Source organism: Halioxenophilus sp. WMMB6, assembly GCF_033283405.1.
Taxonomy (GTDB): Bacteria; Pseudomonadota; Gammaproteobacteria; order Pseudomonadales; family Cellvibrionaceae; genus Halioxenophilus.
This window is the reverse complement of sequence record NZ_JAWMQR010000001.1, coordinates 491,154-516,923: the sequence shown is the minus strand read 5'-3', so window position 1 is coordinate 516,923 and position 25,770 is coordinate 491,154. Positions and strand designations below refer to the sequence as shown.

At 49.9% G+C, this 25,770-nt stretch carries 29 protein-coding genes; 11 read left to right on the top strand and 18 right to left on the bottom strand.

The window, feature by feature from the left end; translation table 11 throughout:
• The first annotated feature begins 41 nt into the window (after window positions 1-41).
• From mnmA to SBL51_RS02205, 5 genes are all read left to right on the top strand, one after another.
• Window positions 42-1,211: a tRNA 2-thiouridine(34) synthase MnmA gene (gene mnmA / locus SBL51_RS02225; RefSeq protein ID WP_317928844.1), complete on the top strand. Its 1,170-nt coding sequence runs from the start codon at window positions 42-44 to the stop codon at window positions 1,209-1,211.
• Window positions 1,208-1,846: a high frequency lysogenization protein HflD gene (hflD, locus tag SBL51_RS02220; protein ID WP_317928842.1), complete on the top strand. Its 639-nt coding sequence runs from the start codon at window positions 1,208-1,210 to the stop codon at window positions 1,844-1,846. The genes mnmA and hflD overlap by 4 nt, the downstream gene beginning before the upstream one ends.
• 99 nt (window positions 1,847-1,945) lie before the next feature.
• Window positions 1,946-3,310: an adenylosuccinate lyase gene (gene purB, locus SBL51_RS02215; protein WP_317928841.1), complete on the top strand. Its 1,365-nt coding sequence runs from the start codon at window positions 1,946-1,948 to the stop codon at window positions 3,308-3,310.
• Window position 3,311: 1 nt separating this feature from the next.
• Window positions 3,312-4,478, top strand: a complete 1,167-nt coding sequence (locus tag SBL51_RS02210; RefSeq protein ID WP_317928840.1) for a cupin domain-containing protein — start codon at window positions 3,312-3,314, stop codon at window positions 4,476-4,478.
• 12 nt (window positions 4,479-4,490) lie between these two features.
• Entirely contained in the window at window positions 4,491-5,465 is a 975-nt protein-coding gene (locus SBL51_RS02205; RefSeq protein WP_317928839.1) for a GNAT family N-acetyltransferase, read from the top strand.
• Window positions 5,466-5,499: 34 nt separating this feature from the next.
• On the opposite strand, the gene SBL51_RS02200 is transcribed toward SBL51_RS02205, so the two are convergent.
• Window positions 5,500-5,802 carry a Rieske (2Fe-2S) protein gene (locus SBL51_RS02200; protein ID WP_317928838.1) on the bottom strand — a complete coding sequence of 101 codons (303 nt, stop codon included), beginning with the start codon at window positions 5,800-5,802 and terminating at the stop codon, window positions 5,500-5,502.
• Window positions 5,803-5,968: 166 nt separating this feature from the next.
• Between SBL51_RS02200 and pabB the strand changes: the two genes are divergently transcribed.
• Both pabB and SBL51_RS02190 read left to right on the top strand, forming a co-directional pair.
• Window positions 5,969-7,300 (top strand): aminodeoxychorismate synthase component I, encoded by a 1,332-nt coding sequence (gene pabB / locus SBL51_RS02195; RefSeq protein WP_317928837.1) that lies wholly within the window; start codon window positions 5,969-5,971, stop codon window positions 7,298-7,300.
• Window positions 7,301-7,387: 87 nt separating this feature from the next.
• Window positions 7,388-7,606: a hypothetical protein gene (locus tag SBL51_RS02190; protein WP_317928835.1), complete on the top strand. Its 219-nt coding sequence runs from the start codon at window positions 7,388-7,390 to the stop codon at window positions 7,604-7,606.
• 97 nt (window positions 7,607-7,703) lie between these two features.
• On the opposite strand, the gene cysB is transcribed toward SBL51_RS02190, so the two are convergent.
• Complete coding sequence (gene cysB / locus SBL51_RS02185; protein ID WP_317928834.1) at window positions 7,704-8,678, bottom strand: HTH-type transcriptional regulator CysB; 975 nt, start codon at window positions 8,676-8,678, stop codon at window positions 7,704-7,706.
• Between the two features lie 166 nt (window positions 8,679-8,844).
• Between cysB and SBL51_RS02180 the strand changes: the two genes are divergently transcribed.
• Window positions 8,845-9,627, top strand: a complete 783-nt coding sequence (locus SBL51_RS02180) for a sulfite exporter TauE/SafE family protein (RefSeq protein WP_317928832.1) — start codon at window positions 8,845-8,847, stop codon at window positions 9,625-9,627.
• Window positions 9,628-9,677: 50 nt separating this feature from the next.
• Here SBL51_RS02180 and SBL51_RS02175 read toward each other — a convergent pair whose 3' ends face one another.
• From SBL51_RS02175 to SBL51_RS02145, 7 genes are all read right to left on the bottom strand, one after another.
• Complete coding sequence (locus SBL51_RS02175; RefSeq protein WP_317928830.1) at window positions 9,678-10,574, bottom strand: 5'-nucleotidase; 897 nt, start codon at window positions 10,572-10,574, stop codon at window positions 9,678-9,680.
• Window positions 10,575-10,611: 37 nt separating this feature from the next.
• Window positions 10,612-11,613: a D-cysteine desulfhydrase family protein gene (locus SBL51_RS02170; RefSeq protein ID WP_317928829.1), complete on the bottom strand. Its 1,002-nt coding sequence runs from the start codon at window positions 11,611-11,613 to the stop codon at window positions 10,612-10,614.
• A gap of 59 nt (window positions 11,614-11,672) precedes the next feature.
• The gene (gene yajC / locus SBL51_RS02165) at window positions 11,673-12,008 is read right to left on the bottom strand and encodes a preprotein translocase subunit YajC (RefSeq protein ID WP_317928828.1); all 336 of its coding nucleotides are present in this window, start codon (window positions 12,006-12,008) and stop codon (window positions 11,673-11,675) included.
• Between the two features lie 172 nt (window positions 12,009-12,180).
• Window positions 12,181-13,152, bottom strand: a complete 972-nt coding sequence (locus SBL51_RS02160) for a helix-turn-helix domain-containing protein (protein ID WP_317928827.1) — start codon at window positions 13,150-13,152, stop codon at window positions 12,181-12,183.
• A 592-nt stretch (window positions 13,153-13,744) separates the two neighbouring features.
• The gene (gene bcp / locus SBL51_RS02155; protein ID WP_317928825.1) at window positions 13,745-14,218 is read right to left on the bottom strand and encodes a thioredoxin-dependent thiol peroxidase; all 474 of its coding nucleotides are present in this window, start codon (window positions 14,216-14,218) and stop codon (window positions 13,745-13,747) included.
• A gap of 140 nt (window positions 14,219-14,358) precedes the next feature.
• Window positions 14,359-15,339 carry a malate dehydrogenase gene (locus SBL51_RS02150; protein WP_317928824.1) on the bottom strand — a complete coding sequence of 327 codons (981 nt, stop codon included), beginning with the start codon at window positions 15,337-15,339 and terminating at the stop codon, window positions 14,359-14,361.
• A 143-nt stretch (window positions 15,340-15,482) separates the two neighbouring features.
• A complete protein-coding gene (locus tag SBL51_RS02145; protein ID WP_317928823.1) occupies window positions 15,483-16,112 on the bottom strand; it encodes a dUTP diphosphatase in 630 nt (209 codons plus the stop codon).
• 208 nt (window positions 16,113-16,320) lie between these two features.
• Between SBL51_RS02145 and SBL51_RS02140 the strand changes: the two genes are divergently transcribed.
• Window positions 16,321-16,836 (top strand): phosphatase PAP2 family protein, encoded by a 516-nt coding sequence (locus SBL51_RS02140; protein WP_317928822.1) that lies wholly within the window; start codon window positions 16,321-16,323, stop codon window positions 16,834-16,836.
• Between the two features lie 65 nt (window positions 16,837-16,901).
• A complete protein-coding gene (locus SBL51_RS02135) occupies window positions 16,902-18,002 on the top strand; it encodes an MJ1255/VC2487 family glycosyltransferase (protein ID WP_317928821.1) in 1,101 nt (366 codons plus the stop codon).
• Here the strand turns inward: SBL51_RS02135 and SBL51_RS02130 are convergent.
• From SBL51_RS02130 to holB, 3 genes are all read right to left on the bottom strand, one after another.
• Window positions 17,999-18,775 carry a TatD family hydrolase gene (locus tag SBL51_RS02130; protein ID WP_317928820.1) on the bottom strand — a complete coding sequence of 259 codons (777 nt, stop codon included), beginning with the start codon at window positions 18,773-18,775 and terminating at the stop codon, window positions 17,999-18,001. The two genes, SBL51_RS02135 and SBL51_RS02130, sit on opposite strands and share 4 nt — an antisense overlap.
• 58 nt (window positions 18,776-18,833) lie before the next feature.
• Window positions 18,834-19,187 (bottom strand): PilZ domain-containing protein, encoded by a 354-nt coding sequence (locus SBL51_RS02125; RefSeq protein WP_317928819.1) that lies wholly within the window; start codon window positions 19,185-19,187, stop codon window positions 18,834-18,836.
• Between the two features lie 89 nt (window positions 19,188-19,276).
• Window positions 19,277-20,242 (bottom strand): DNA polymerase III subunit delta', encoded by a 966-nt coding sequence (holB, locus tag SBL51_RS02120; protein WP_317928818.1) that lies wholly within the window; start codon window positions 20,240-20,242, stop codon window positions 19,277-19,279.
• 103 nt (window positions 20,243-20,345) lie between these two features.
• Here holB and SBL51_RS02115 point away from each other — a divergent pair, with 103 nt between their 5' ends.
• Entirely contained in the window at window positions 20,346-21,008 is a 663-nt protein-coding gene (locus SBL51_RS02115) for an RluA family pseudouridine synthase (protein ID WP_317928817.1), read from the top strand.
• On the opposite strand, the gene SBL51_RS02110 is transcribed toward SBL51_RS02115, so the two are convergent.
• From SBL51_RS02110 to fabG, 6 genes are all read right to left on the bottom strand, one after another.
• Entirely contained in the window at window positions 20,965-21,336 is a 372-nt protein-coding gene (locus SBL51_RS02110) for a VanZ family protein (protein ID WP_317928816.1), read from the bottom strand. The two genes, SBL51_RS02115 and SBL51_RS02110, sit on opposite strands and share 44 nt — an antisense overlap.
• Before the next feature lie 22 nt (window positions 21,337-21,358).
• Window positions 21,359-21,997, bottom strand: coding sequence for a dTMP kinase (gene tmk, locus SBL51_RS02105; protein ID WP_317928815.1), 639 nt, complete (start codon window positions 21,995-21,997; stop codon window positions 21,359-21,361).
• A 17-nt stretch (window positions 21,998-22,014) separates the two neighbouring features.
• Window positions 22,015-23,046 (bottom strand): endolytic transglycosylase MltG, encoded by a 1,032-nt coding sequence (mltG, locus tag SBL51_RS02100; protein WP_317928814.1) that lies wholly within the window; start codon window positions 23,044-23,046, stop codon window positions 22,015-22,017.
• Window positions 23,047-23,136: 90 nt separating this feature from the next.
• A complete protein-coding gene (gene fabF / locus SBL51_RS02095; protein WP_317928813.1) occupies window positions 23,137-24,381 on the bottom strand; it encodes a beta-ketoacyl-ACP synthase II in 1,245 nt (414 codons plus the stop codon).
• A 171-nt stretch (window positions 24,382-24,552) separates the two neighbouring features.
• Window positions 24,553-24,789, bottom strand: a complete 237-nt coding sequence (gene acpP / locus SBL51_RS02090; RefSeq protein ID WP_012487300.1) for an acyl carrier protein — start codon at window positions 24,787-24,789, stop codon at window positions 24,553-24,555.
• Window positions 24,790-25,018: 229 nt separating this feature from the next.
• Window positions 25,019-25,762, bottom strand: coding sequence for a 3-oxoacyl-ACP reductase FabG (gene fabG, locus SBL51_RS02085; RefSeq protein ID WP_317928809.1), 744 nt, complete (start codon window positions 25,760-25,762; stop codon window positions 25,019-25,021).
• Window positions 25,763-25,770: the final 8 nt, after the last annotated feature.

Below are 25,770 nucleotides of genomic sequence, written 5' to 3'. Positions count from 1 at the left end.
CACTCCGGATAACATTGAACATTCCAATCTTTAGAGCTGCTATGGTCAACCGTAAAACCAAAGTCATTGTCGGCATGTCTGGCGGTGTAGATTCCTCAGTCAGTGCCCTACTCCTGCTGCAACAGGGCTACCAGGTAGAAGGCCTGTTCATGAAAAACTGGGACGAGGATGATGGCACAGAGTACTGTACCGCCAAAGCAGATTTAGCCGACGCGCAAGCGGTGTGTGATCGCCTGGGTATTCGCCTGCACACCGCCAATTTCGCTGCTGAGTACTGGGATAACGTATTCGAGCACTTTCTGGCCGAATATCAGGCTGGCCGCACACCCAATCCCGACATCCTCTGCAACCGGGAGATTAAGTTCAAAGTCTTTCTCGACTACGCTCAGATGCTGGGCGCCGACTATATCGCCACCGGGCACTATGTTCGCCGCGCAGATCAGGATGGCCACACCTATCTACTGAAAGGCCTCGATAACAACAAAGACCAGAGCTATTTTCTACACGCCGTGGGCGAGACCGAGTTCGCTAAGAGCTTGTTTCCCGTTGGCGAGTTGGAGAAGCCCGCAGTGAGAGCCTTGGCCGAAGAGCATGGCCTGGTCACCCACAATAAGAAAGACAGCACCGGCATCTGTTTCATTGGCGAGCGGCGTTTTAAGGATTTCTTGGAGCAGTACCTGCCCGCGCAACCAGGCGATATCGTCGACGAACATGGCCATTGTTTAGGTCAACACGCTGGCTTGATGTACCACACTCTTGGCCAACGCCAGGGCCTGGGGATTGGTGGAGTGAAAGGGGCGGGAGAAGCACCATGGTTTGTTGCGGAAAAACGTTTGGAGAGTAATCAATTGGTGGTCGTACAGGGTACCGCTCACCCTCTTTTATACAAAGAGTGCCTTTCGGCTAACCAAATTCTGTGGATCAACAGTAACTTTCCTGAAACAACCGAATTTCGTTGCTGTGTTAAAACACGCTACCGTCAGCCCGACCAGTGGGCGACAGTCAACATAGCCAACATTGATTCATTAGGCAATGATAATTCAGCAAGCGAATTGGAAGTCGTATTCGACGAACCGCAACGAGCGGTAACCCCTGGCCAGGCCGTGGTGTTCTATGTGGGTGAGCGCTGCCTTGGCGGAGCCACCATTGAACGTGGTTTTAATATCAGCGAATCAACAAACGGCGATGCCCTAAGGTCTTCCGCTCGATGAGTGAAATTTACGATCAAACACTCGCACTAGCGGGTGTTTTTCAGGCCGTGGCCCTGGTAGAAGCGCTGGCCAAAACCGGCACTTGCAACAAACAAAGCTTTAAAGCCTGCATCTCCTCGGTTTTTGTGACTGACCCAAAAGATACGCTCGCGGTCTTTGGCGATACCAGCAACCTGGCCCTCGGCTTGAAGGTGGTGATCGAATACTTGCAAGGTCACTCCAGCAAAACCAGCCCAGATGGCCTTCGCTACGCCCTGAGCCTGCTCCACCTTCAGAAAAAGCTCAGCCGCAACCCCGCCATGTTGGCGGTTATAAGCAAACGTCTTAGTCAATGCCAACAGCAGCTGGATCACTTTGATATCTGTCACGAAAACGTGATTGCCAACCTTGCTGGCATCTATTCAGATACCTTGAGCACCTATCCATTTCGTATACAGGTCCGTGGGGGTTTCAATCAGTTGCAACAGCCACGCATTGCCAATCAGATCCGTGCGCTGCTGCTCGCCGGCATTCGATCCACCATTCTCTGGCGACAGGTTGGCGGCTCCCGTGTGAAGCTGCTCTGGCAAAAGAAAAAGCTTCAAGCCTGCGCTGAACAGCTCTATCGCGAGATCGATAATCAATACAAGCTGTAAACCCGGGTATTGGCGGCTAGGCAACTCGGCTTTAACCCAGTTTTCCTGTATGATGCCGGCCCTCTGAAATCCGACTCCGTTGCCGAAGGTACCCCAGCCATGGACTTAACCACTCTAACTGCCGTCTCCCCTATTGATGGCCGCTATGCCAGTAAAACCGACTCTTTGCGAGCGGTATTTAGTGAATATGGGCTTATCCGTAGCCGGGTTTTAGTCGAAATACGCTGGCTGCAAACCTTGGCGCAACACCCTGCGATCAGCGAAGTCCCCCCCTTCTCAAACGAGGCAAATGAGCTATTGGAGAGGGTAGCCAGCGAGTTCAGTGTGGCCGATGCCGAACGCATCAAAGAGATTGAACGCACCACCAACCACGATGTGAAAGCAGTTGAATACTTCATCAAAGAGCGTATCGCCGGGCAGCCGGAACTTAACGCCGTGGCTGAGTTTGTCCACTTTGCCTGTACCTCTGAAGACATCAACAACCTCTCCCATGGCCTCATGCTGGGTCAGGGTCGTGAGATTACCGTCCAATACTGGAGCAAAATTATCAATGCCCTGGCGGACCTGGCACATAACTACGCCCAAGACTCCATGCTGTCGCGCACCCACGGCCAGACCGCCTCTCCTACCACCGTCGGTAAAGAGTTCGCCAATGTGGTCGCCCGCTTGAAACGCCAGTTGCAGCAGCTGCAGTCAATAGAGATTTTAGGCAAGATCAACGGTGCCGTCGGTAACTATAACGCCCATTTAAGCGCCTACCCGGATGTCGATTGGCAGCTGAATGCCAAACAATTTGTTGAAGGTTTGGGCCTGCAGTGGAACCCCTACACCACCCAAATTGAACCCCACGACTATATCGCCGAGCTGTTTGATGTGGTGGCGCGCTTCAATACCATCCTGATCGATTTCAACCGGGATGTTTGGGGCTATATCTCGCTAGGCTACTTCAAACAGAAGGCGATAGCCGGAGAGATTGGCTCTTCAACCATGCCGCATAAGGTTAACCCCATCGATTTCGAAAACTCCGAGGGCAACCTGGGGCTCGCTAATGCCGTTATGCAGCACCTGGGCGCCAAGTTGCCTATCTCACGCTGGCAGCGCGACCTCACCGACTCCACCGTATTGCGCAACATGGGTGTGGGCATGGCCTACTCATTGATTGCCTATGAATCCGTACTGAAAGGGCTTGGCAAGCTGGAAATCAACCGCAACAGACTGGCTGAAGATTTGGAATTAAGCTGGGAAGTGCTGGCAGAACCCATCCAAACGGTAATGCGCCGCTATCAGGTTCCCCAGGCCTATGAGAAGCTGAAGGATCTTACCCGGGGCCAGTCCATCAATAAAACGACCCTAAGTACCTTCATCAGCGGATTGAATATACCGGAAGCAGCCAAGGCTGAACTGTTGGAGCTGACACCACATAGCTACATAGGCAACGCGGTACAGCAGGCGTTAGACGTTTAACGTGTCCTCACCACTGAGGGTACTGGGTGATCTGCCTGTTGCAACCTTTCTAAAGGAGTACTGGCAGAAGAAACCCTTACTTGTTCGGGGGGCCCTCCCCCCTGAAGCCTTAGCCATCACTGGTGATCAGCTCGCCGGCTTTGCCTTGGAAGATGATGTCGAATCGAGGCTGATTACCGATAACAGAGGCTCCTGGCAGTTAGAACATGGCCCATTCAGCGATAAACGTTTTGCTAAGCTCCCCGAAAAGGGGTGGACTCTGCTAGTACAGGCGGTTGATCAACTGGATTGGCACGTGCATAAGCTTTTAAGCCAGTTTAATTTTTTACCCAATTGGCGGCTGGATGACATTATGATCAGCTACGCCGCTGATCAAGGCAGTGTTGGCCCCCATTTAGACCAGTACGATGTTTTTCTGATTCAAGGCGAAGGCACACGACGCTGGCAGATCAGCCCGGATTACAACGATCAGTCCCCTCACCTGTCGGATACCCCGCTCTCGATACTAAGTGACTTTAAGGCACAGCAGGAGTGGTTGCTTGAGACCGGAGACCTGCTCTACCTGCCCCCAGGCTATGCCCACTTTGGTGTAGCCGAGGGTGACTGCATCACCTATTCGATCGGCTTTCGAGCCCCTAGCATTCGTGAGTCGCTCTCCAGCTTCGTCGATTTTTTAAGCCAAAAACCAGGCGCAGATCAACGCTTCTGTGATCAGGATATTCAACTTAATCTCAACATCGGAGAGATCACCCAACGGGAACTTGATCACTTCCAAAGTTGGCTGCTGCAACTGGCCAATGATCGAAGCCAATTTGAGCTGTGGTTTGGCCAGGAGATGACGCGCAACAAATACGCCGGCCCGGATGATGACGAGCCGCCGGCGCTCACTCCCCCAGAGATTGACGACCTTCTGGCAGAGCTTGTCGCCCGTCAGCTTATCAAGACACTGGATACCCGCTGGGCCTATATCGATGCCGAGGGCTATACTCATCTCTTCGTGGATGGCAGGCAGTGGCAGGTATCCACGCCTTTAGCCCATTTGCTCTGCAGCCAGGCGGAGGTCGCCGGCGATGCCATCTGCGCGCAGCTGCTAACAGAGTCTGATCAACGTGTGGTTGCGGAGTTACTTGCACTAACCCTTCTTACCGATGTCGAAGAGGGCCAATAGGAGGCATCAGACTTGATTATTGAACCGGTAACTATCGAATTTGTCGACTGGCAGGCCGAACAGAATGCGCTGCTTGCGATACGCCGGGCCGTGTTTATTGAGGAGCAGGGGGTCAGCGAAGAGGAAGAGATTGACGGCAGGGACGAGCAATACCAACAGGTTCTGTGTCGGGTCGGCTCGGAACAGGCTGCCGTTGGCTGTGCCCGCATTTCAGCCGAGGGGAAGATTGGCCGAGTGGCAATTCTTCAACCGTTTCGGCAGTTCGGACTGGGTGCAAGGTTGATGCAATTTTGCATTGAAGCCGTTACCGCCCGACAACAAACACCCCACCTAGATGCTCAAGTCACGGTTATCCCGTTTTACGAGCGGCTTGGGTTTCTGGCAACCGGAGAAGAGTTCCTGGATGCCAATATCCCCCATAAAAAGATGCATTTTGCTCTAGCATCATTTTTAGCACCCAATGACCATACCACCAGCGATGCAGAGAAACACGCCTATTCGCAGAGATCACTTACCTCACTCAGCTACGACTGCGACGCAAAGTTTGCCGAACTTGCATCCGAAAACCCGCGGGATCTACTGATACTCTGCCCAGAATCACTCAACCACTGGTTGGCATCCGGCAGTCGTGTTGAAGTACTCAAAGAACAACTACTTAATAGCAATATGGCGCGGGTATTTATTGTCTTCGATGAACGGCAACCAGATCTGAGTATCCTAACCCAACTCATTGCACTCGCCCATAAACTACCCAGCAAATTGCAGCTGCGTTGTGCCGCGGACGAAGCCGCGGAGTTCCCAGAGTTCAAGATGATAAGCAACAACAGCAGCTACACCACCAGGGCACTGGGGGATGAGCGCTTGCCGGATCACTGCGAAACAAGGCGCCTGAACGCGCAACAGATGCAGATTGAACGTGAACAGTTCTTTCTGGTGTGGGAACACCAGACTTGGAGCAACCCATACCTGCGCGAGATAAAACTATAACTAGCCCGCCCCTGCTTTCTACCGACTAAAGGGCTTACACCTCAATACCCACCGAATTCCCTTCGTAGATCAGCTGAATGGGCTCCAACGGTTTAGTGTTACCATTGGCCGGTTCGCCATCGTCAAGCCGATACTCAATACCATGTAATGGGCAACGAATAGCTCCACCAATAATCGTGCCGTAGGTCATTGGGGCGCCCTGATGTGGGCAGTAATTTTTATAGCCATACAACTTGCCGTTGTATTGCACCAGAAATATATCCAGGCTATCGATGCGGTAGGTCTGAAAAAAACCCTCATGGATTCGATGTAATTTCTCTAACGAATGGAAAGCCATATCTATTCCCTAATATAAGCAGCTGTCCTGAAGGAGTTGAGGCTGAAGTTGGCACAAACGATAACCAAGCTCGCCTGAAGCGAAACAACTAATCTGGCACCAGAGTTGGGAATCATTATAATCACGCTTTTAACTCCGAGTGTACGAATTGTTAAAAGCAGTGCCCATGCCCTACGAAGAGGACCCCAGCCCCCTTTTTCGTACAATAGCCCATCTACCCGGAGCCGCCTGGATTGATAGCGGCCGCCCCGGCTGCAAAATGGGCCGCTACGATATACTCTCGGCCCTGCCCTCTGAGATTCTTACAGCGGAGCAGAAACCGGGCCACATGACGCCATTCGAATATGTGGAGGCGGCACGAGCCAGACTTCCCTGCGTAGACGCAGGGGAAACACCTTTCGCCATAGGCCTGCTTGGATACTTCACTTACGAAGCCAATAATCAGGAGAGCCAGAAGCCCAAACTGCTCGATAACCCCGATTTTATCTGGGGTGTTTATTACCATTCTCTGGTTATCGATCACGAGCAAAAAAGCTCGACTTTCTACTACTGGCAGGATGATCAAATCAGCAAGGGCGCTCTGGAGATTTTGCAGCGAATCCAAAGCTCGGGTGAAAGCAGCTCCACTGGTAAACTTCCAGCGTTCCAACTGACCAAACTAAACCCCGTGGTTAGCCAACCGGAGTACCAGTTAGGGTTCAACAGAGTAATCAACCATATTCATCTAGGCGACTGCTACCAAGTCAATTACACCATGCCGAACCTCGGCCAGTTCTCTGGTGATTCCTACCCGGCTTATGAATCTCTTCGCAGCCGACTGCCCAGTCCATTCAGTGCCTTTCTGCGTTTTGGACGGGATCAAATTCTCTCCTTCTCTCCCGAGCGATTTATCCTGAAGTCATCCAATCAGGTAGTAACCGCCCCCATTAAAGGCACGCTGCCTCGGGGAGAAAACCGAGAGCAGGACCAGAATAACGCCGCACTGTTGCGGCAAAGTGCGAAAGATAAAGCTGAAAATTTAATGATCGTCGACCTGCTGCGTAACGATCTCAGTAAAAACGCACTGCAGGGTAGTGTTAAGGTTAAAAAGCTCTTTGAATTACAGAGCTTTGCTAACGTCCACCATCTGGTTAGTACTATTGCTTGTGAGATTTCCAACGACACTCCGGCGACCAAAGTCCTTGCTGATGCCTGGCCGGGTGGCAGCATAACGGGTGCGCCCAAGAAGCGGGCTATGCAGATAATCGAGGATATCGAACCCTATCGGCGCGGAGTTTACTGTGGTAGCGTCGGCTATCTCTCTTCAAATGGCCGTATGGACACCAATATTGCGATAAGAACCATCGCCTGCTGTGATGATCAACTCGTCTGCTGGAGTGGAGGCGGTATTGTTGCCGACTCCGAAGGTGAATTGGAATACCGCGAAGCAATCGGTAAGATCAACACAATATTGGAAGGCTTAACCCAGTTCGATGGCAGCCCTTCTACATCGAAGTAAATGAAAATTACAGAGATCTAACTTGTGAAAATAGTAATGGTAAAAAAGATTTTAGCGGATGGATCACCGTGTAAGAAATGCGGAGAGGTGCTCGCTAAATTGGAGTCATCCGGCCTGGATAAATACCTAGATGAAGTACTGGTTGCCGATGAGCGCGATAGCAATAGCCCGGGAATGATAGTCGCCAAGGAGCTTAAGGTTGAGCGGGCGCCCTTCTTCGTGGTTTACCATGAAGATAAAGAACCAGAAGTCCACACCATCTACATTAAATTCGCGAAGGAGGTATTGGAGCCACTACGTAGCTAGACTCCAGGGCTTAAACTACAGCGTCCTCCTGCAGGCGAACCACTCCCCTTGGAAGAACCACTCCCCTTGGAAAAAGGTGCGCCTGGCAGGTTCCAGATCAGTAGTAAGGAAGTTCCATATTGTGGAAGAGTTCGTCCAGCTCTGCCCTAGACTGTCGGCTGAAGGCCTCTTCAACGACTTCACGCGTCAAATGAGGCGCGAACAGCTCGATAAAATCGAACATAAACCCACGCAGGAATGTACCCCTCCTAAAACCGATTTTAGTGGTGCTTGGCTGGAACAGATGGCGGCCATCCAACCTTACCAAATCGGCATCGGCCTCTGGATCATAGGCCATAGAAGCTATGATTCCGATTCCCAACCCTAGTCGCACATAGGTTTTAATGACATCGGCATCAGCTGCGGTGAAGACCACCTTAGGGGCCAACCCCTTATCAATAAAGGCTTCGTCTAGCTTTGACCGCCCGGTAAAGCCAAACACGTATGTAACTATCGGGTGCTTGGCAACATCTTCCAGGGTGAGATTAGAGACCTGCGCCAGAGGGTGATTCTTAGGGACCACAATGCTGCGGTTCCATTGGTAACAAGGCATCATCACCAAATCACTGAACAGCTCCAAAGCCTCGGTAGCTATAGCAAAATCGACGGTACCGTCAGCAGCCATCTCTGAAATCTGCATGGGCGTACCTTGGTGCATGTGCAAAGCGACTTCAGGATACTGCTGTATGAATTCTTTAATGACTTTAGGCAGTGCGTAACGTGCCTGAGTGTGGGTTGTCGCTATAGAGAGGCTACCTTTGCGCTCGTTACTGAACTCCTGAGCGACCTGCTTAATTCCTTCGACTTTGCGCAGGATCTCACCTGCGGTTTTGAGTATCGCTTCTCCCGCCGGCGTAATACGAGTCAAATGCTTTCCGCTCCGCGAAAAAATTTCGACCCCCAGTTCGTCCTCTAGCAAGCGGATTTGTTTACTAATACCTGGTTGACTTGTATACAAACTTTGCGCGGTCGCCGAAACATTCAGGTCATGGTGTGCCACTTCCCATATGTAACGCAGCTGTTGCAGTTTCATAAACCCTCCCAGATGGCGGATAAAATGTTGTTCTTATGATTATAAAAATATAAACAAATATTCTTTTCCAGAATAGTTATTAAACGATATATTTGCCAGTGCTAATTACACAGTTTTTTAAACTTTATTCAATTAAGTTTATCTCTGGAGCGGACGGCCACACTACATGGAAATATTGCTGTTTATTTTGGCCGGCGCCGCTGTGGGTCTAGCGGTAGGCATAACCGGGGTTGGTGGCGGTTCGCTAATGACACCGATTCTGCTTCTGTTCGGCTTCCCCTTCAATGTCGCAATTGGAACAGACCTCCTCTATGCCAGCGTCACAAAAGCCAGCGGTGCCTGGGCTCATCGTCGCCAGGGTACAGTCCGCTGGCGCCTGGTCGGCTTATTAGCCGCAGGTAGTATCCCCGCGTCACTGATGACTGCCACACTGCTCGATTCCGTTTTTGCCGATGCCAAGCAGTATGAGCCGCTGCTTACCACCAGCTTGGGCATTATGTTGATCCTGACTTCAGCGGTTCTGCTGTTTAAATCGCGATTATCCAAACCCACAGAAGATGATCAGAAAAACCTGCGATGGGTGCACCGCAATTCATCGCTCATAACAGTCATTGCCGGCTTTTTGCTCGGAGTCTTTGTTACCCTATCTTCTGTCGGCGCGGGCGCTTTCTGTGCCGCACTCCTACTTGTACTCTACCCCAAGTTGCCCGCTGTACAGGTGGTCGGCACAGACATCTCACACGCGGTACCGCTTACACTGATCGCAGGCTTAGGCCATTTGATCTTATTGGGCAATGTCGATTTTATACTTTTGGGTAGCTTGTTAATCGGCTCTCTACCCGCTATTCACGTAGGCACCAAAATAGGCGCGCGGCTTCCCAACAAGGTTTTACAACCTGTTCTGGCAACCATCTTAATGGGGCTGGGAGTAAAATTTGCGTTCTTTTAACCACCTAAAGCACTTTTCAGTTAAAAGCCAATGGTAGCTAGGGGCTGAATTTAATGGTTGGCAATACCGTGGGGAACATGCCCAGTTGCGACATGCTCTTTGGCAAGATCACAATGGCTCATCTGGTCATCGAAAAAGATATCAGCTCCATAGGCCTTAAGAAATTGAGCCTTAGACATCCCGCCAAGAAACAAGCATTCATCCAGTCTTACTCCCCAAAGGCGTAGTGTATTGATTACACGCTTGTGGGCTGGAGCTGACCGGGCAGTTACCAGTGCCGTCCGGATTGGACAATCATTCGGGAATTCACCCTGCAATTTGTGAAGTGCCAAAAGAAATTCAGAAAATGGGCCCTGTTTCAGCGGCAAATTCGCTTGAGCAACCTCATTATCACTGAAGCCTTGCAGGCCACTCTCTTTGTAAACACGTTCAGATTCATCAGAAAAAACCACCGCATCGCCGTCGAAAGCCACTCTAAGCAGTGAATCACCACTCTTTTTAGAGGAGCCTGGTAGTATTGTTGCCGCTGCCACCCCAGCCTCTAGAGCCATGCGTACATCATCATCACGGGTGGACAGGAACAGGTGACACCCAAACGCTTTAATGTAGCGGTAAGGGCTATTGCCGCCGCAGAAAGCGGCGCGCGTAATGGGTAAACCCCAGTGCTCAATAGAATTAAAAACTCTTAAGCCGGTATCAGCCGTGTTACGAGATAAAAGAACTACCTCAACCCGTCCATGACTACTACTTAAATCGTTAATTTTGAGTAACTTAGCGACCAGCTCGAACCCGTCACCCGGCTGAAGCGGATCGTTCTCATGGGCTATTTGGTATTCTGTATAGGCCTCAATCCCTTGCGTCAAATAGATCTCATGCTCAGATGCCAGATTAAAGAGGGCACTGGATGAAACGGCAATGACCAGTTTGTTGCTCTGTATATCGTTCATTGAGAAAGCATCTGACCGTTAGTAAGGGTAGAAATTGCTAGTCTTTTGGCTCGAAACCGAATTGCTCTTTGAAAGCAAAGGTACCAAAAATACCCCCTGTATGGACAAAAACCAGATCATCCACATCAGCGTACAACCCAGCCTCTATATCCTTCAATAAGCCATGGAAACCCTTGCCTGTGTATACAGGATCCAGGAGTAATCCACTTTGGCGAGCGGTATTGATGATACACTCGAACAAACTAGGGTAGCCCTTGGCGTAGCCAGGACCTATAGCATGATCCCGAGTCTCGATTGCCAAATTGCTCACCTCCAGCTCGATACCATAGCGGGTACAACAACGGGTGATATCCTCTCTTACCTTGTTATTGAAATACTCGCTGTCATCGCAAACAGCATATCCAATGACCTTTGTACCGGGTAAGAAATAGTGCGCACCCAAACTCAGACCAGCTTGTGTACCACCTGAACCGGATGCACAAGCGATTACGGTTCGCTTTAGATCGTGCAGCTTGAAGTCTTCCACCAGTTCACGCGCGCATTGCGCATACCCCCAAATTCCAACTTCATCGCTGGCGCCTGTGGGAATGACATAGGCTTTTTTTCCGCGAGAGGCGTAGTCTTCACGCCGTTGATCAAGGATTTCGTTAATGGAAGTAAAGTATTCTTTACGAGGAATCCGCTCAACCAATGCCCCGGCAAGAGTATCTAGAAACAGATTACCGTCTAGCTCGCCGGAGCCTTCCTCGCGCAGCACTAAATGTACGGAGAGACCTAACTGGGCGCCGACTAGGGCTGTAGCCCGGCAATGGTTGGATTGTAATCCACCGCAAGTTATTAACGTGTCACACCCTTCCGCCAATGCTTGAGCAATGACATATTCCAGTTTCCGGACTTTATTTCCACTGAGTCCGCTGCCGGTAAGGTCATCTCTCTTAATCCACAACCGAGGGGCATTGTTACACAGGCCTACTCTATTGAGGTTCTCAAAGGGGGTTGGTGTGCGCGCGAGGGAGATACGAGGGGGGAAAGGCAGCATCGTTTAATCCTGAAGAATTACCAAGTCAATACGACCTGGCATCCTTCTCAGAACCAAATTCAAGACGAAACTTTCTTAATTGTGCCTTTGGGCAGAACTGCATGTACAGCAGATTTCTGAAAACGGAGCTCGACATTATTAGCCGCCTCGACGCTGATGTAATCCTCATCAACTTTAGTGATTTTAGCAAGTAGGCCACTGGTCATCACAACTTCATCACCTTTACTCAACGCGCTGATGAGGGAGGTATGTTCTTTCTGTCGTTTGCGCTGCGGACGAATTATAAAAAGATACATGAACAGAAAAAGACCACCGATCATGATCAATGGGAAGAAAGTGGGTTCAGCTTGTGGCGCACCGGTTTGTGCGAAAGCTTGTGGAATCAGGAAGCTCATCCAAACATCTCGTTAAGTTTTGACCAAGCACGCCGAGGCTATCAAGCTAGATGGGCGTGCACCTTTTTCGGCCGCTACTGTAACGGTTTTGGGGTCTTCTCGCAAACTGAGATAAGAGAGAGGCTACAGGCCAAAAGCGCTAACTTTTAGCCTGTGAGGACGCCTTGGTGAGTTAGGCATAATCTCTGAACAGCTTTCTGAAAGCACTGGGAGAGAGCCCTGTCCAGCGCTTGAATGCGTTGGTAAAGGAGGTTCTATCTGAAAAATCCAGCGCGCTAGAAATACTATCGATACTGGCATTTTGCTCTATCAGGTAATCGATAGAATAGTGGAATCGAACCTTGTCACGAATTTCCGCATAACTTAAATCCTGCTGTTGTAAGCGTCGTTGCAAAGTTCTCTTTGAGAGGCTTAATTCTGAAGCGATATCGCCAATACCTAATGGAAGCTGCCCTACTCGCTTCTTCAACACCTCAACTACTTTACCTGCTACACCATAGACCTCAGGCAACCTTGCCTGCAGCAAATAATCGTCGAAATGTTTAACGCCGGGAGTAGCGTAGTCCTGCTTTTCAGTTTTCTGATCTTTATAGGCGGATTGCAACTCTATCATTTTGGCTACTCCTTTTGCCATCAATTCGATGGACTCACGGTCTTCGGTTGAGTAATTACGAGGAATGTTGGATGTGGAAAAAAAACATACCAGCCCAAATACTTCGCCATAAACTCTCAGTGGCATAGCTAATACATTTTGAACGACCCTTCCATTATAGGGAATGTTAATAGGTCGAAAAGCAGCTCCAGTCACATTTTCTGATACATACTGCGTAGATTCCGCTAGTACATTTGACACTAGTGGCTCAGTTACTTGTACCAACTGGCCATCAAAAATGGAGTCGAGGACAGAATCACTAACAACGATCCTAACGACTCCGCCGATACGTTGACCAACAAACCCAGAGTCGCACTTAAACATCTTGCAACCCGCACTAACATAATTACGTAACACAGAACGGAGATTGCCTGAAGATGCAGTTAGAACTTCATTAAAGAAACGCAGCCGATCGACTAAATTTTCAAAATTGTATTTAGACAATTCAACTACTGGATCTGGTAGTTGCTTTTGCTGGGCTAATGTACTCAACGAAACGCTCCTGAACCACGCAATGAATAAAAAGTTCAAACTTCGTGGTTTATGGTCCTACACCGTGTTAAATGACTTTCACCTAAAGTATGTACAAACTAGTGTTATTAACGCCCCATGACCAGCATATAAAACGACAGCATGTAAACCTTTACGCCAACAAATCCGAAATATACGATGAGGTTTACGTTTTAAAACCGTCTAACATGAGACTGGCTGGCAGATATCTGAAATTTCCACAAGCGAAACAATTAATTCAATAAAAAGATCAAATTAGAATACTCTTATTACAAAAGAACATAATATTAGATTTTTTTACTAACTTAAGGCGCCTCTGTTTGGCATCTGCAAGCAGGTTATGACTTTTACAACACTACAACAACGGTCAATTGTTTCAGTTGACCACTCGGTAAATACAAAATTTCAGTAGCTGTAAATATTGCTATTTGCTATCGATATCTGGCAACCGATTACAAGTCACTAAGCATATAAACAAGCGCTTGAGAAAATAGCTGTAATTTTTGGGGGACCCTCTTAGACCAAGTCCTATGGCTAAAAATGTCTGTAGAAGTTCAGCTTTCGTGCTTAATGGTTAAACAAGCTCATCCAAAATTGATAGAAGCTCGTCGTGATGTGTAGTTGTTTTAAACTTGTCCATAATTTTTAGTAGCTTGCCATCCTTACCAACAATAAAGGTGGTCCGTATCAAGCCCATGAACTCTCTTCCCATAAACTTCTTCATACCCCAACAGCCATATTTTTCTGCCACGGCATGATCTTCATCTGATAGTAGGTCGAAATTTAGGGAGTGCTTTTCTATAAATTTTGGTAAGCGTGCTACGGGATCCGGGCTAATACCAAAGATGGCCACACCGCGCTTGTCCAATTCAGCTTTAATATCCCGTATACCGCACGCCTGTGTAGTACAGCCTGGAGTGAGCGCTTTGGGGTAAAAATAAAGGACAACCGCCTTTTCGCCTCGAAAGTCTTTTAGCTTAATGGTATTACCATCTTGATTTTTGAGGGAAAAAGTAGGCGCTAAGTTACCAACTTTGGGGTGAGGCATTACAGAATTCCTTGTTTTATCAACCGCGAAACATTGGCTTTCCATCGCTCCTGTTCACAAACTGGTAGCAATTATTACTACCAGTTTGTGGCAACGGCCGGGGCAACTAGGATATTGCACCGGCGGGAGCATTTTTGCAATTAAGGCAGCAGGTGCTTAACAGCGTCACGCTCTTGTTGCAGCTCCTCTTCTGTGGCTTTCATTTTGCCCTTAGAAAAGTCATTTAACTCAACGCCTTGAACAATTTCCCAGTCGCCATCTTTACAAACACAAGGGAAAGAGTAAATCAGGCCAGCTTCAATGCCGTAGCTGCCATCGCTGTATACACCCATAGAGGTCCAATCACCAGCAGGCGTACCCAAAGCCCAATCGCGCATATGGAAAATGGCCGCATTCGCTGCAGAAGCTGCTGATGACGCACCACGAGCTGCAATAATAGCCGCACCGCGTTGCTGGACAGTAGGAATGAAATCGTTTTCGTACCACGCTTGGTCGATCAAGGTCATGGCGCTGGCACCATCGACTTTAGTCTGATGAATGTCAGGGTATTGGGTAGATGAGTGGTTACCCCAAATCGTCAGTTTTTCAACATCATTGATGGTCTTACCAGTTTTTTCGGCGAGTTGAGTCATCGCACGGTTATGGTCAAGACGAGTCATTGCGGTGAATTGACGTGGGTTGATATCAGGAGCGTTTCGCTGAGCGATAAGTGCATTGGTATTAGCCGGGTTACCAACAACCAAGACCTTAATATCACGCGAGGCGTGGTCGTTAATGGCTTTACCCTGTACGGAGAAGATCGCGGCATTGGCCTCCAGCAGATCTTTACGTTCCATACCAGGTCCACGTGGACGAGCACCAACCAACAAGGCGTAATCGGCATCCTTGAAAGCAACATTCGCGTCATCGGTACAAACCATACCGGCCAACAATGGGAATGCACAGTCATCCAACTCCATGGCAACGCCCTTCAGAGCGCCCAGTGCGGGAGTAATTTCCAGCATTTGCAGGATTATAGGTTGGTCTTTGCCTAGCATCTCGCCAGCGGCAATACGAAAAAGCAGAGAGTAACTAATTTGACCTGCTGCTCCGGTCACAGCAACGCGTACTGGTGCTTTCACTTTAAATCTCCAATAGTGGTTTTGTGTTCAGTTTGACAGCCAGAGACTGGTTATCTGTCGAAGGTGGGCAATTATAGGCCAATGACAGTTTTTTTCACCTCTTTCGCTACTGTCACCGACCGTTGTGAATCAAAAAAACGGTATTAACCGGGGTACCGACTTTGCAACTGGCCATACAACCAATCAAAAAAGCTAGTCTCGCCTAGTTCAAAGCCGCTTTGTTTGAAAGTATCCAGTAGCTCAGCGAGATGTTCGTTATCTTCCCTATCCTGCCACTGCTTAATGTATGTGCCCTCTTTATAGCCATGATCCTGGCGAAATCGGTTCAGTATGTTCTTGGCGATATACATCTCGTAGAGGTCGGAAAATGAGAGTTCGGCAAAGTTCAGCAGTTGAGAAAAGAGGCTTACGTCGAACTGTTTGTCACCCACAATCTTGGCTACAAACTGTTCTAAAACCTCGGCAAAACCGGCACCGCTATTGGCAACCGGTACCAAATCCTCTGCCAATTGGGTAACGACCGAATCCGGAGACTGATGCTCCTGCAGCGCCATACTCAACGCAAAATGCCATATATCCACGAGTTCCAGTTGAACTTGCCCCAGGTCCGGAGAGTGCTTCTTCCACCACTTCCAGCCGTAGTGATCCAGTAATTCGGCAGATTCAATCCAGATAGCACGGTGCCATTCGAAGTTCTGTTCCCGCCAATTGGGATGAACCTGCCGGTTGATCTCTTCTTGCAATGCCAACATATCAGCTAATTGTTGCTTCATAGGATAGGGTCTTTGTCTCGGGATTAAGTTGGTTAAAGTAAGATACAGTGTTGATTGCCTACGCACGACACCGGCTGCGCAATCGGGCTAGCAGTTGAAATCCGATTTGCTGTGGTCTGCCATAGCTGTCATATTGTGGTCATATTTTGCTCGTTTAATTGTCGCATCATAAATTTGGGCTTCTTTATACCACAAAGGAAAGACCTGGATGAGGCTACTGGAGAGTATTCACAACTTCGATCTTCTCACCTTCGACTGGTGTCATCGGCGTAAAAACCACGAGATACTAGTTGAAGTGAGTCGTTGGGTGTCAAAAACAGCAGACGGCCCGCTCTACGTTGTGTGTGGGATCGTTCTTGCGTTGAACAACTATTACGCTGTAATCCCTGCCTTTCTGGCAGCATTTGTTCTGGAGCGGACTCTCTATACCCTCATCAAGAAGTTTTTTAAACGCAATCGCCCGCCAGAAGCTATTCCCAACTACCAATCGGCAATCATACCCTCCGACCAATTTAGTTTTCCATCTGGCCACACGTCGGCGGCCTTCATGATGACAATTATACTGTCTGGGCTCTTTCCGCAGCTCTTCTGGGCTCTGCTTCCCTGGGCCGCCTCCGTTGGAGCATCGCGGGTGATGCTGGGAGTTCACTTTCCTACCGATACACTGGCTGGAGCCACGCTTGGATTAAGTTGTGGTCTGTTCACATTAAATTACCTTCTATAGACTCCATCGTTTTACTGACCACTCAGCCCGCTGAGCAAGGTTTTTTGTTTTTAAAAGGCTGATTGATGAAGATCCTTTACGGCGTGCAGGGCACCGGAAACGGCCATATCACGCGTGCACGAGCAATGGTTTCGGCCTTCCGAAACCACCCAGACACACAGGTCGATTTCCTTTTTAGTGGCCGGGAGCGTAACAAGTATTTTGACATGGAGCCATTTGGCCAATGGCAGAGCTATGGCGGCCTAACTTTTCTGCACAAATCCGGTAAGGTGGCGCCCTTTGCCACCTTAAAGCACAACAGCATCAGCCGTCTTCTATGCGATATCCGCAATCTCGACGTTAGCCAATACGACCTCATTATCACCGATTTCGAGCCCATCACCGCTTGGGCAGGTAAATGGGCCCAAAAAACAGTGATTGGTGTTGGCCATCAGTACGCTTTCCATCATGCCATCCCCAAGAAGGGAGATAATTGGCTGGCTGAAGCGATAATGCGTCACTTTGCCACCGTGAATCTGGGTATTGGCTTACATTGGCACCATTTCGGCGCTCCAATACTCCCCCCTATTGCCGATACCCCACCCCAAACAAACGGGGTGATCGAAAATAAGATACTGGTTTATCTGGGTTTCGAAGACCCCGCCAAGGTACAAGCGATGCTCGAGCCTATCTCCGGTTATCAATTCACCTACTATGGTGAGTTTGAAGCAGCAAAGGCTGAGGGCAATATCCAATACCGGCCACTCAGCCGGGAGGGTTTCAAACAGGACTTGGCCACCGCCAATGGTGTGATCTGTAATGCCGGTTTCGAGTTGGCCAGTGAAGCGCTCGATTTGGGTAAAAAGCTGCTGGTAAAACCCCTGTATGGGCAGATGGAACAGCTTTCCAACGCCGAAGCGTTAGCTCAACTTGGGCTTGGCAAAGTGATGAACACTCTCTCTACAGATGCGGTGCAGGAGTGGCTGGAGAACCAGCCCAACGTCACCATGCACTACCCCAATGTGGCGGGGGCGATCGTTAATTGGATACACCAGGGCGTCTGGACTGAAGAGTCATTAACGGACTTGGCCAGTGAGCTATGGGGTGAGGTGCGAACCAATCACGGTGAAGATTTCGCCCAACTGCAGCGCCTAGAGGAATTTAAATTGAAGGCCTTTGGTAGCTAGGCTTTTAAGAACAAATGGTCAAAGTTATCGCTGGTGATTTTAGCCAATTCCGCGAGCGAAAGGCCACGATACTCAGCGATGTATTCCGCCACTTCCCGCACATACTTGGGCTCATTGCGCTTGCCCCGATGGGGTACCGGTGCCAGATAGGGCGCGTCAGTTTCTATCAACAAGCGTTCTAGCGGTATGTTTTTAACCACTTCGCGCACGTTTCCGGCATTTTTAAAGGTAACAATGCCAGAAATCGAAATGTAATAGTTCATGTCGATGGCCTTTTTGGCCATATCCCAATCTTCCGTAAAGCAGTGTAAAACCCCCGCGCTCTCAAGGTCGCCATGTTCACGGATCAGGGCCAGTGTGTCCTGCTTAGCGTTACGGGTATGTACCACAACCGGGGTCTTGGTGATTCCCGCCGCCTGTAAGTGAACGACAAATGACTCCTGCTGTGCCAGCTTGTTTTTGTCGTCGTAATAATAATCGAGCCCGGTCTCGCCAATGGCCACGGTTTTGGTATGACCCTGTACCCACTGGCAGAGATCATCAATCGATACCCGGCCGGCATCGATATCGAGTGGGTGAACACCGGTGGAGGCATATACCATCTCGTATTGATCAGCCAACTGCTGTACAGCGGCCCTATTTTCAACACTGATGGCGATACAGAGTATCCGGTCGACACCGCGCTCCTGGGCGGCGGCGATGAGTTTGTCTAGGTCACCACCATAGGGAGTTAAATCCAACCGATCCAAATGGCAATGGGAATCTACAAGCATGTCTCTGCTCTTTTTGTGAAAGGGGATTTTGAGAAACTCCCCGACGGGAGCTGGATGGCTACATTGTATGGGTCAGTCGGTCGGATTCCAACGCGCCGGCGAGATAAGTCTCAATCTTGCGGTTGGCGGCATCGTCCTGATCATTGAATTGAACGCCAATGCCGGCAGCACGATTGCCCTGGGCACCTTTAGGCGTAACCCAGATCACTTTACCGGCTACAGGGATCTTCTCGGGCTCATCCATAAGGTTGAGCAACATAAACACTTCGTCGCCGAGGTTATAACTTTTGGCCGTGGGTATGAACAAACCACCATTTTTAACAAATGGCATGTAAGCCGCGTACAATACAGCCTTGTCTTTTATCGTCAGCGATAAAATACCATTGCGAGCGCCGCCACCTAGTCCTTTCATTGATAGTCTCTATCTCATCTAACTGTTTGATTGGCTTACCACAAGCCCATCGTTAAGTGTAGTCGAAAATTTGCGGGAAACCGAACTGGCTATCTCATTCGTACGGTGAAAACGCGGGAATAATCGATCAACACCTCTTCCAATGCAAGCTGCTGGTTGGGGTTGCTACCGCGCCGCAGCCGTTCTAACAGCCTCACCACTTTACCGCGCAGTTGCAGCAAAGCCTGAGCCAGCGGTTGGCTGGAGTTGGCCTCTTCCCGCTCATAGAGCGTTCGGATTCGTTTTTCCATGGTCTCCGTTAGCAGCAGACAGATGGTCTCTAAACTGTAGCTCTTTAATTGACCAGCACAGGCGACCGGGCCCAACTGCTGTTGTTCTAGCTTTTGTAGCAGCAGCAAAACGGAATGGCGTGTTTCCAAAGTATCAGCATCGAGCAACGCCAGCGCCTTAAGCGGTATTCCGGCTGCGGTATCCAATAGCGTCTGGGCGCGTTCACCGGCAATCTGGCTCAGCCATTCGCGGCTTTGGTTGAGGTCGGGTACCCCGAGTTGCTGAATTTGGCAGCGGCTGCGAATGGTCGGCATAACGCCGCTAATCTGATGGGAAAAAAGCACTAAAAAAGTATTACTTGTTGGCTCTTCTAAAGTCTTGAGGAAAGCATTGGCAGCATTGCTGTTGAGTGATTCCACGGGCCCCATAACCACAACTTTACTACCGCCCTGCTGCGCCGATTTAGTGAGCGATTCCTGCAAAATCCGGATCTCTTCAATTTTGATCTGTTTGCCGGGTTCAGGCATCACCAGGTGGTAGTCAGGATGGGTTTGTGCCTGAAGTAATAGGCAGCTTTTACAGCTGCCACACGCCAGATCATGTTCGGGCGCTTGGCATAAAAGCAACTGCGCCAGTGCTTTGGCCAGGTTCTCCTTACCAACGCCGGCCACGCCGGCGAATAGAGTGGCATGGGGCAATTTACTCTGGCTGCGCTGCTGATTAAGCCTCTGCCATATGCCCTGCTGCCAAGGATAGGGAACAATAATTTCAGTTGAACTACTCATAGATTCAAAGCAAAGGGTTGTCGCAAATATTGGTGCCCGGTAAAGTTCAGCATCCCGAATGTGGTGGGCACTATGGCTATAAATTTAGTTGGGCGTTGGATCAATGACAGATTTGAGAATTTTGCATAAAGATCATCATCTATTGGTGGTCAACAAACCCGGTGGTCTGCTAACGGTTCCTGGCAGACTACCAGAAAACAAAGACTCCATCCTAACCCGGCTACTTAAAGATTACCCCAACTCCCAAATCGTCCATCGTTTGGACATGCCCACCTCCGGACTGTTACTGGTACCGCAATCAAAAGCAGCGCTTAGCCACCTGGCCCGGCAATTTCAATCCAGAACCATCGGCAAACGATATTTGGCTGTAGTAACGGGGCTATTGAACCCTAACGAGGGCGAAGTGGATGTGCCACTGATTTGTGACTGGCCCAATCGGCCGCGGCAAATGGTTGCTGCCAACGGCAAACCCTCACTCACCCACTATCGCGTATTGGCAAGAGATGAAGCGCAGCAATGCACATTGGTACGACTGATGCCCGTCACCGGGCGCTCACATCAACTGCGTGTACACATGACCCACATTGGCCACCCAATTGTGGGCGACACCCTCTACGGCGCGCCACTGACACTACCCGCAGCTCGGCTCTACCTACATGCTGAGCAGATCAGTTTCACCCACCCCGTCACCGGTTGTGAAATGAACTTCACTCACGAAGGTTTCAGCTGGCCTTTAAACCGAAACGATTTAACAAAAAGTCAATGAGTGGGCGAACCATACTGAGCAACAGGTAACCCATCAGAATTCCCGAGCCATTAGCCAGCATATCCACTCCAGATAAGCTGCGCCATGGTAAAAAGTGCTGCACCAATTCAACGCCACCGGAAAATGTCCACAGCAGAATGAGCATCCGATAAAAAAGGGTATAGTTGGGAAATGCGACATAAGCCGAAAACACGGCAAAGGTATAACCGGTTGCGTGCAATAAAAGATCACTAAAATTCGCTTCGATTTGCAACGGTACCCTGATTACCCCTAACCAGAGATAGCATCCGAGCACAGCCGCAAATTGTCCTATGCCCAACAACTTCATTTTCCGCTGATCTCCATATCGGCTATTGGTGAGCACCCATAAATTTTTGTATCGCAGTACTCACCTGCTGTCCCACTTCAATTGGCGTTTTACTGGCATCGATTAAACGGTAATAGCTTTCCGTTTTTAACCGCTCTAGGTAGAGCGCGCGGATACGCTCGAAGAAAGCTAGCTCCTGCAGCTCAAAGCGGTCTAAGTCTCCCCGTCCGCGAGCGCGCGCCATGCCTGTGGCAACGTCTAAATCGAACAGTAACGTTAAGTCCGGGCGAAGCTCGCCCTGAACCAGATTTTCCAGCAGGGCGATAGTCTGCATGGCGAGCCCACGGCCGGCGCCTTGATAAGCATAAGTGGCATCGGTAAAGCGATCGCACAGCACCCACTTACCCGCCTCCAAAGCCGGTAAAATCAGTCGATTGAAATGCTGTGCCCGAGCGGCAAATACCAACAGCAGTTCGGCACAATCATCCACGTGTTCATCCCGTTTGGCCAGAATAAGCTGGCGAATCTCTTCGGCGAGCGGCGTACCACCTGGCTCACGGGTAACAACCACGTCTATGCCCGCATCACTGAGTAAGTTTTTAACTAACGGAATATTGGAACTCTTGCCGCCCCCTTCTACCCCTTCGAAGGTAATGAATCGTCCACGTTTGTTGTTATCCATTTTGGGCTTCTCGCTGACTATTGCTTGGGAGCGGATTGATAATCGTCACGGCGATTTAAGATTTGATACTGGCGTACAGCGCGGTTGTGCTCGGCCAGAGTTGCAGAGAACTGATGACTACCATCGCCCTTGGCAACGAAATAGAGCGCATCGCCTTCGGCCGGCTGCATGGCCGCGGCCAGGGACTCATAACCAACCAGGGCGATCGGTGTCGGGGGCAACCCGCGAATCATATAAGTGTTGTAATCGGTGGGCTGGCTCAAATGTGCACGGGTTAAATTACCCTGGTAGCTATCGCCCAACCCGTAAATTACCGTTGGATCTGTCTGTAGGCGCATATTCTTTTGCAAGCGACGAACAAAAACACCGGCGATCTGCGCGCGCTCACTGGCTAACCCGGTCTCCTTCTCGACGATAGAGGCCATAATTAAAGCCTGATATGGAGAGTCATAAGGCAAGCCGGCGGACCGTTGCTGCCACAATTGCTGCAGGGTGGTTTGCATTTTATTGTACGCCCGCAGCAGTATCGCCAAATCGGTGTCGCCACTGCGAAAGTGGTAGGTGTCGGCAAAAAACCACCCTTCTGGGTTAGCATGCTCTGCGGGCAGCTGGTTTACCAAACTTGGGTCGAGGAGCGAGTCTAAAGTGCGCACCACGCGGGGATTATCGTGCAGGGCTTGCAGCGCATCGGCCGCCCGCCACCCCTCAATGAGGGTCAATTGATGGTCGATTGCATTACCGGAGATAAGCATCTGGTTAACATCAACCCACGACATTCCTGGCGTGATTCGATACTCACCCTGCTTAATGGCGGTTTGCTTGGTAATTTTGCTGTAAACCAAAAGTGCCTTCGGATAGGAGACCACGCCTTGGTTAGCTAGGTTGATGAGCGTTTTGGTTATGGTTGAGCCTCGCTCAACCTGAAGGATTACCTCTGACTCCAGGGCCAGAGGCTTATGCAGCCATAGGTTAAACTGCCATACGCTATAGGCGCCCGATGCTATTACTAAAACTGCCACTATCAGCAGCAGTTTCAGCAATCTCTTCACTCTATTTTTAGCGTTGGGTTGTGTTGCAGCAGCCACTCTTTAGGAGAGTCCTAAACGAGTTCAACGAGATCGCGATGCTCAAAAACCGGGCTACTCAACACGCCCAAACACCACGGTTCCATTGGTACCGCCGAAGCCGAACGAGTTTGAAAGTGCAACGGAAATATCCATTTTGGCGGCTTTATGCGGAACAAGATTAAGCCCTTCGACCTCGGGGTCCGGGTTATCAAGGTTAATCGTCGGCGGTGCGACCTGATCGTGAATGGACAACACCGCAAATATCGCCTCAACCGCGCCCGCTGCACCCAGCAAATGGCCAATCATCGATTTTGTTGAGCTGACAGCAATATTGGGCAAGTTGTCACCAAAAACAGTGCGCATGGCTCTGATTTCACCCATATCTCCCGCTGGAGTCGAGGTGCCATGGGCATTGATGTAGCTAACCTGATCTGGGGAAATACCTGCATCGCGCAGAGCGTTCTGCATGGAGAGCGCCGCACCGGCGCCATCTTCAGGTGGCGAAGTGATGTGATAAGCATCGCCACTCATACCAAAACCGATCAGTTCAGCATAAATTTTCGCACCGCGGGCTTTGGCATGCTCGTACTCCTCCAATACCAACACCCCGGCGCCATCACCCAATACGAACCCATCGCGGTTGACGTCCCAGGGGCGGCTGGCTTTTTCCGGGTCGTCATTGCGCGTGGACAAGGCCCGTGCCGCTCCAAAACCGGCCAGCCCCACACGGGTTGTAGCCATTTCGGCCCCGCCGGCCAACATCACATCGGTTTCACCGAGGATAATCGAGCGCGCCGCCAGCCCTACCGCATGAGTACCGGTGGTACAGGCTGTAGTTACAGCGAGGTTGGGGCCTTTAAAACCATATTTGATTGACAGGTTACCAGCGATCATGTTGATGATAGAACCGGGTACAAAGAAAGGGCTTACCCGACGCGGGCCTTTGTGTTCGATAGTCAAAGAGACATTTTCGATTTCAGATAAACCACCGATACCTGAGCCGATCACTGCACCCATTCGGGGAGCTAACTCCTCGGTTACCTCGATACCGCTGTCCTGTACAGCCTGAATACCCGCAACAATGCCATATTGCACAAAGGTATCCATTTTCTTGGCATCTTTGGCGGGAATATAGGATTCGATATCCAACCCACGCACAGAGCAGCTGAATTTAGTAGTGAAAGGTGTGATGTCGAACTGATCAATGGTGCGGGCGGCACTAACACCACCCAAAATGTTAGACCAGGTCTCTGCGACGGTATTGCCAACCGGACTAACCATGCCTAATCCGGTCACAACAACTCTTCTACGGGACACTATAGCCTCCAGAAAACTCTATCATTGCGTCAAAGGCGCCCCTTGCGGAGCATAGTCTGCCGCCATCAGCCGTAACTAACCAGCGGCCACATCATTTAAAAATAAAGCCGTACTAATCGACTTAGTACGGCTTTAAATATTGTTCTGGATGTGTAGCAGCGACGAAAGTGATTACGCCAGGTTGGCGTTGATGTAGTCGATAGCCAGCTGTACTGTGGTAATTTTCTCGGCTTCTTCGTCTGGAATTTCGGTTTCAAACTCTTCTTCCAGAGCCATTACCAATTCAACGGTATCGAGAGAATCAGCGCCAAGATCTTCAACGAACGAGGCTTCATTTTTTACTTCTTCTTCTTTAACGCCCAATTGCTCGGCTACGATCTTCTTTACGCGTTCTTCTATGCTGCTCATGTCTTTATTAAACTCCTAGTCGGTATAAATTCTATTGAGCCTTTCTTCAACCACGCTAAACCAGACTAATCATCTAAGGTTCAGCCAAATCGCCGCGCATTTTACATTGATTGCACAGTGATTGTGAATCAGCGAAGCTAAATTTATTGGTGTTTCTGGCTATTTTGCTTTGCAAATCAAGCACTTTAGCCCAGCCTGATCACTCAGGGCAAGCGCTAAAATCGCCTTTTTAGTTCATATACATGCCGCCATTGACATGAATGGTCTCACCAGTGATGTAGGCGCCCTTGTCACCGGCTAGAAATGCCACCACATCAGCGATCTCCTGGGCCTCGCCGAGGCGCCCCAGTGGTACCGCAGATAACATCAGTGCACGTTGATCGTCACTCAATGCACGGGTCATATCGGTATCAATAAAGCCTGGCGCCACGGTATTAATGGTAATGCCACGCGAACCGACCTCTTTTGCCAATGAGCGGGCGAAACCCGCCACGCCGGCTTTGGTAGCTGCATAGTTGGTCTGGCCAGGGTTACCCATGGAACCAACCACAGAAGCGATATTGATCACCCTGCCCCACTTAGCCTTCATCATGCCACGCAGAACGGCTTTGGTGACCCGATAAACCGAGTTAAGGTTAGTCTCGATCACATCCAGCCACTGGTCATCACCCATACGCATCAGCAGGTTATCTTTGGTGATACCGGCATTGTTTACCAAAACAGTTGGCGCGCCGTACTCTTTAGAGATTGTGTCGATCACCTGCGCTATGGATTCGGGGTTTGTTACATTAAGCATCATTCCCTTACCGCTGACACCGGCCTCAGCCAACATTTTTGAAATGTTTTCGGCGCCGGATTCGCTGGTGGCGGTACCCACGACGGTAGCCCCATCAGCACCCAGCTGTAACGCAATGGCAGCACCAATCCCACGAGACGCACCGGTGACCAGCGCTACTTTTCCGTTCAAAGACATATTGAATC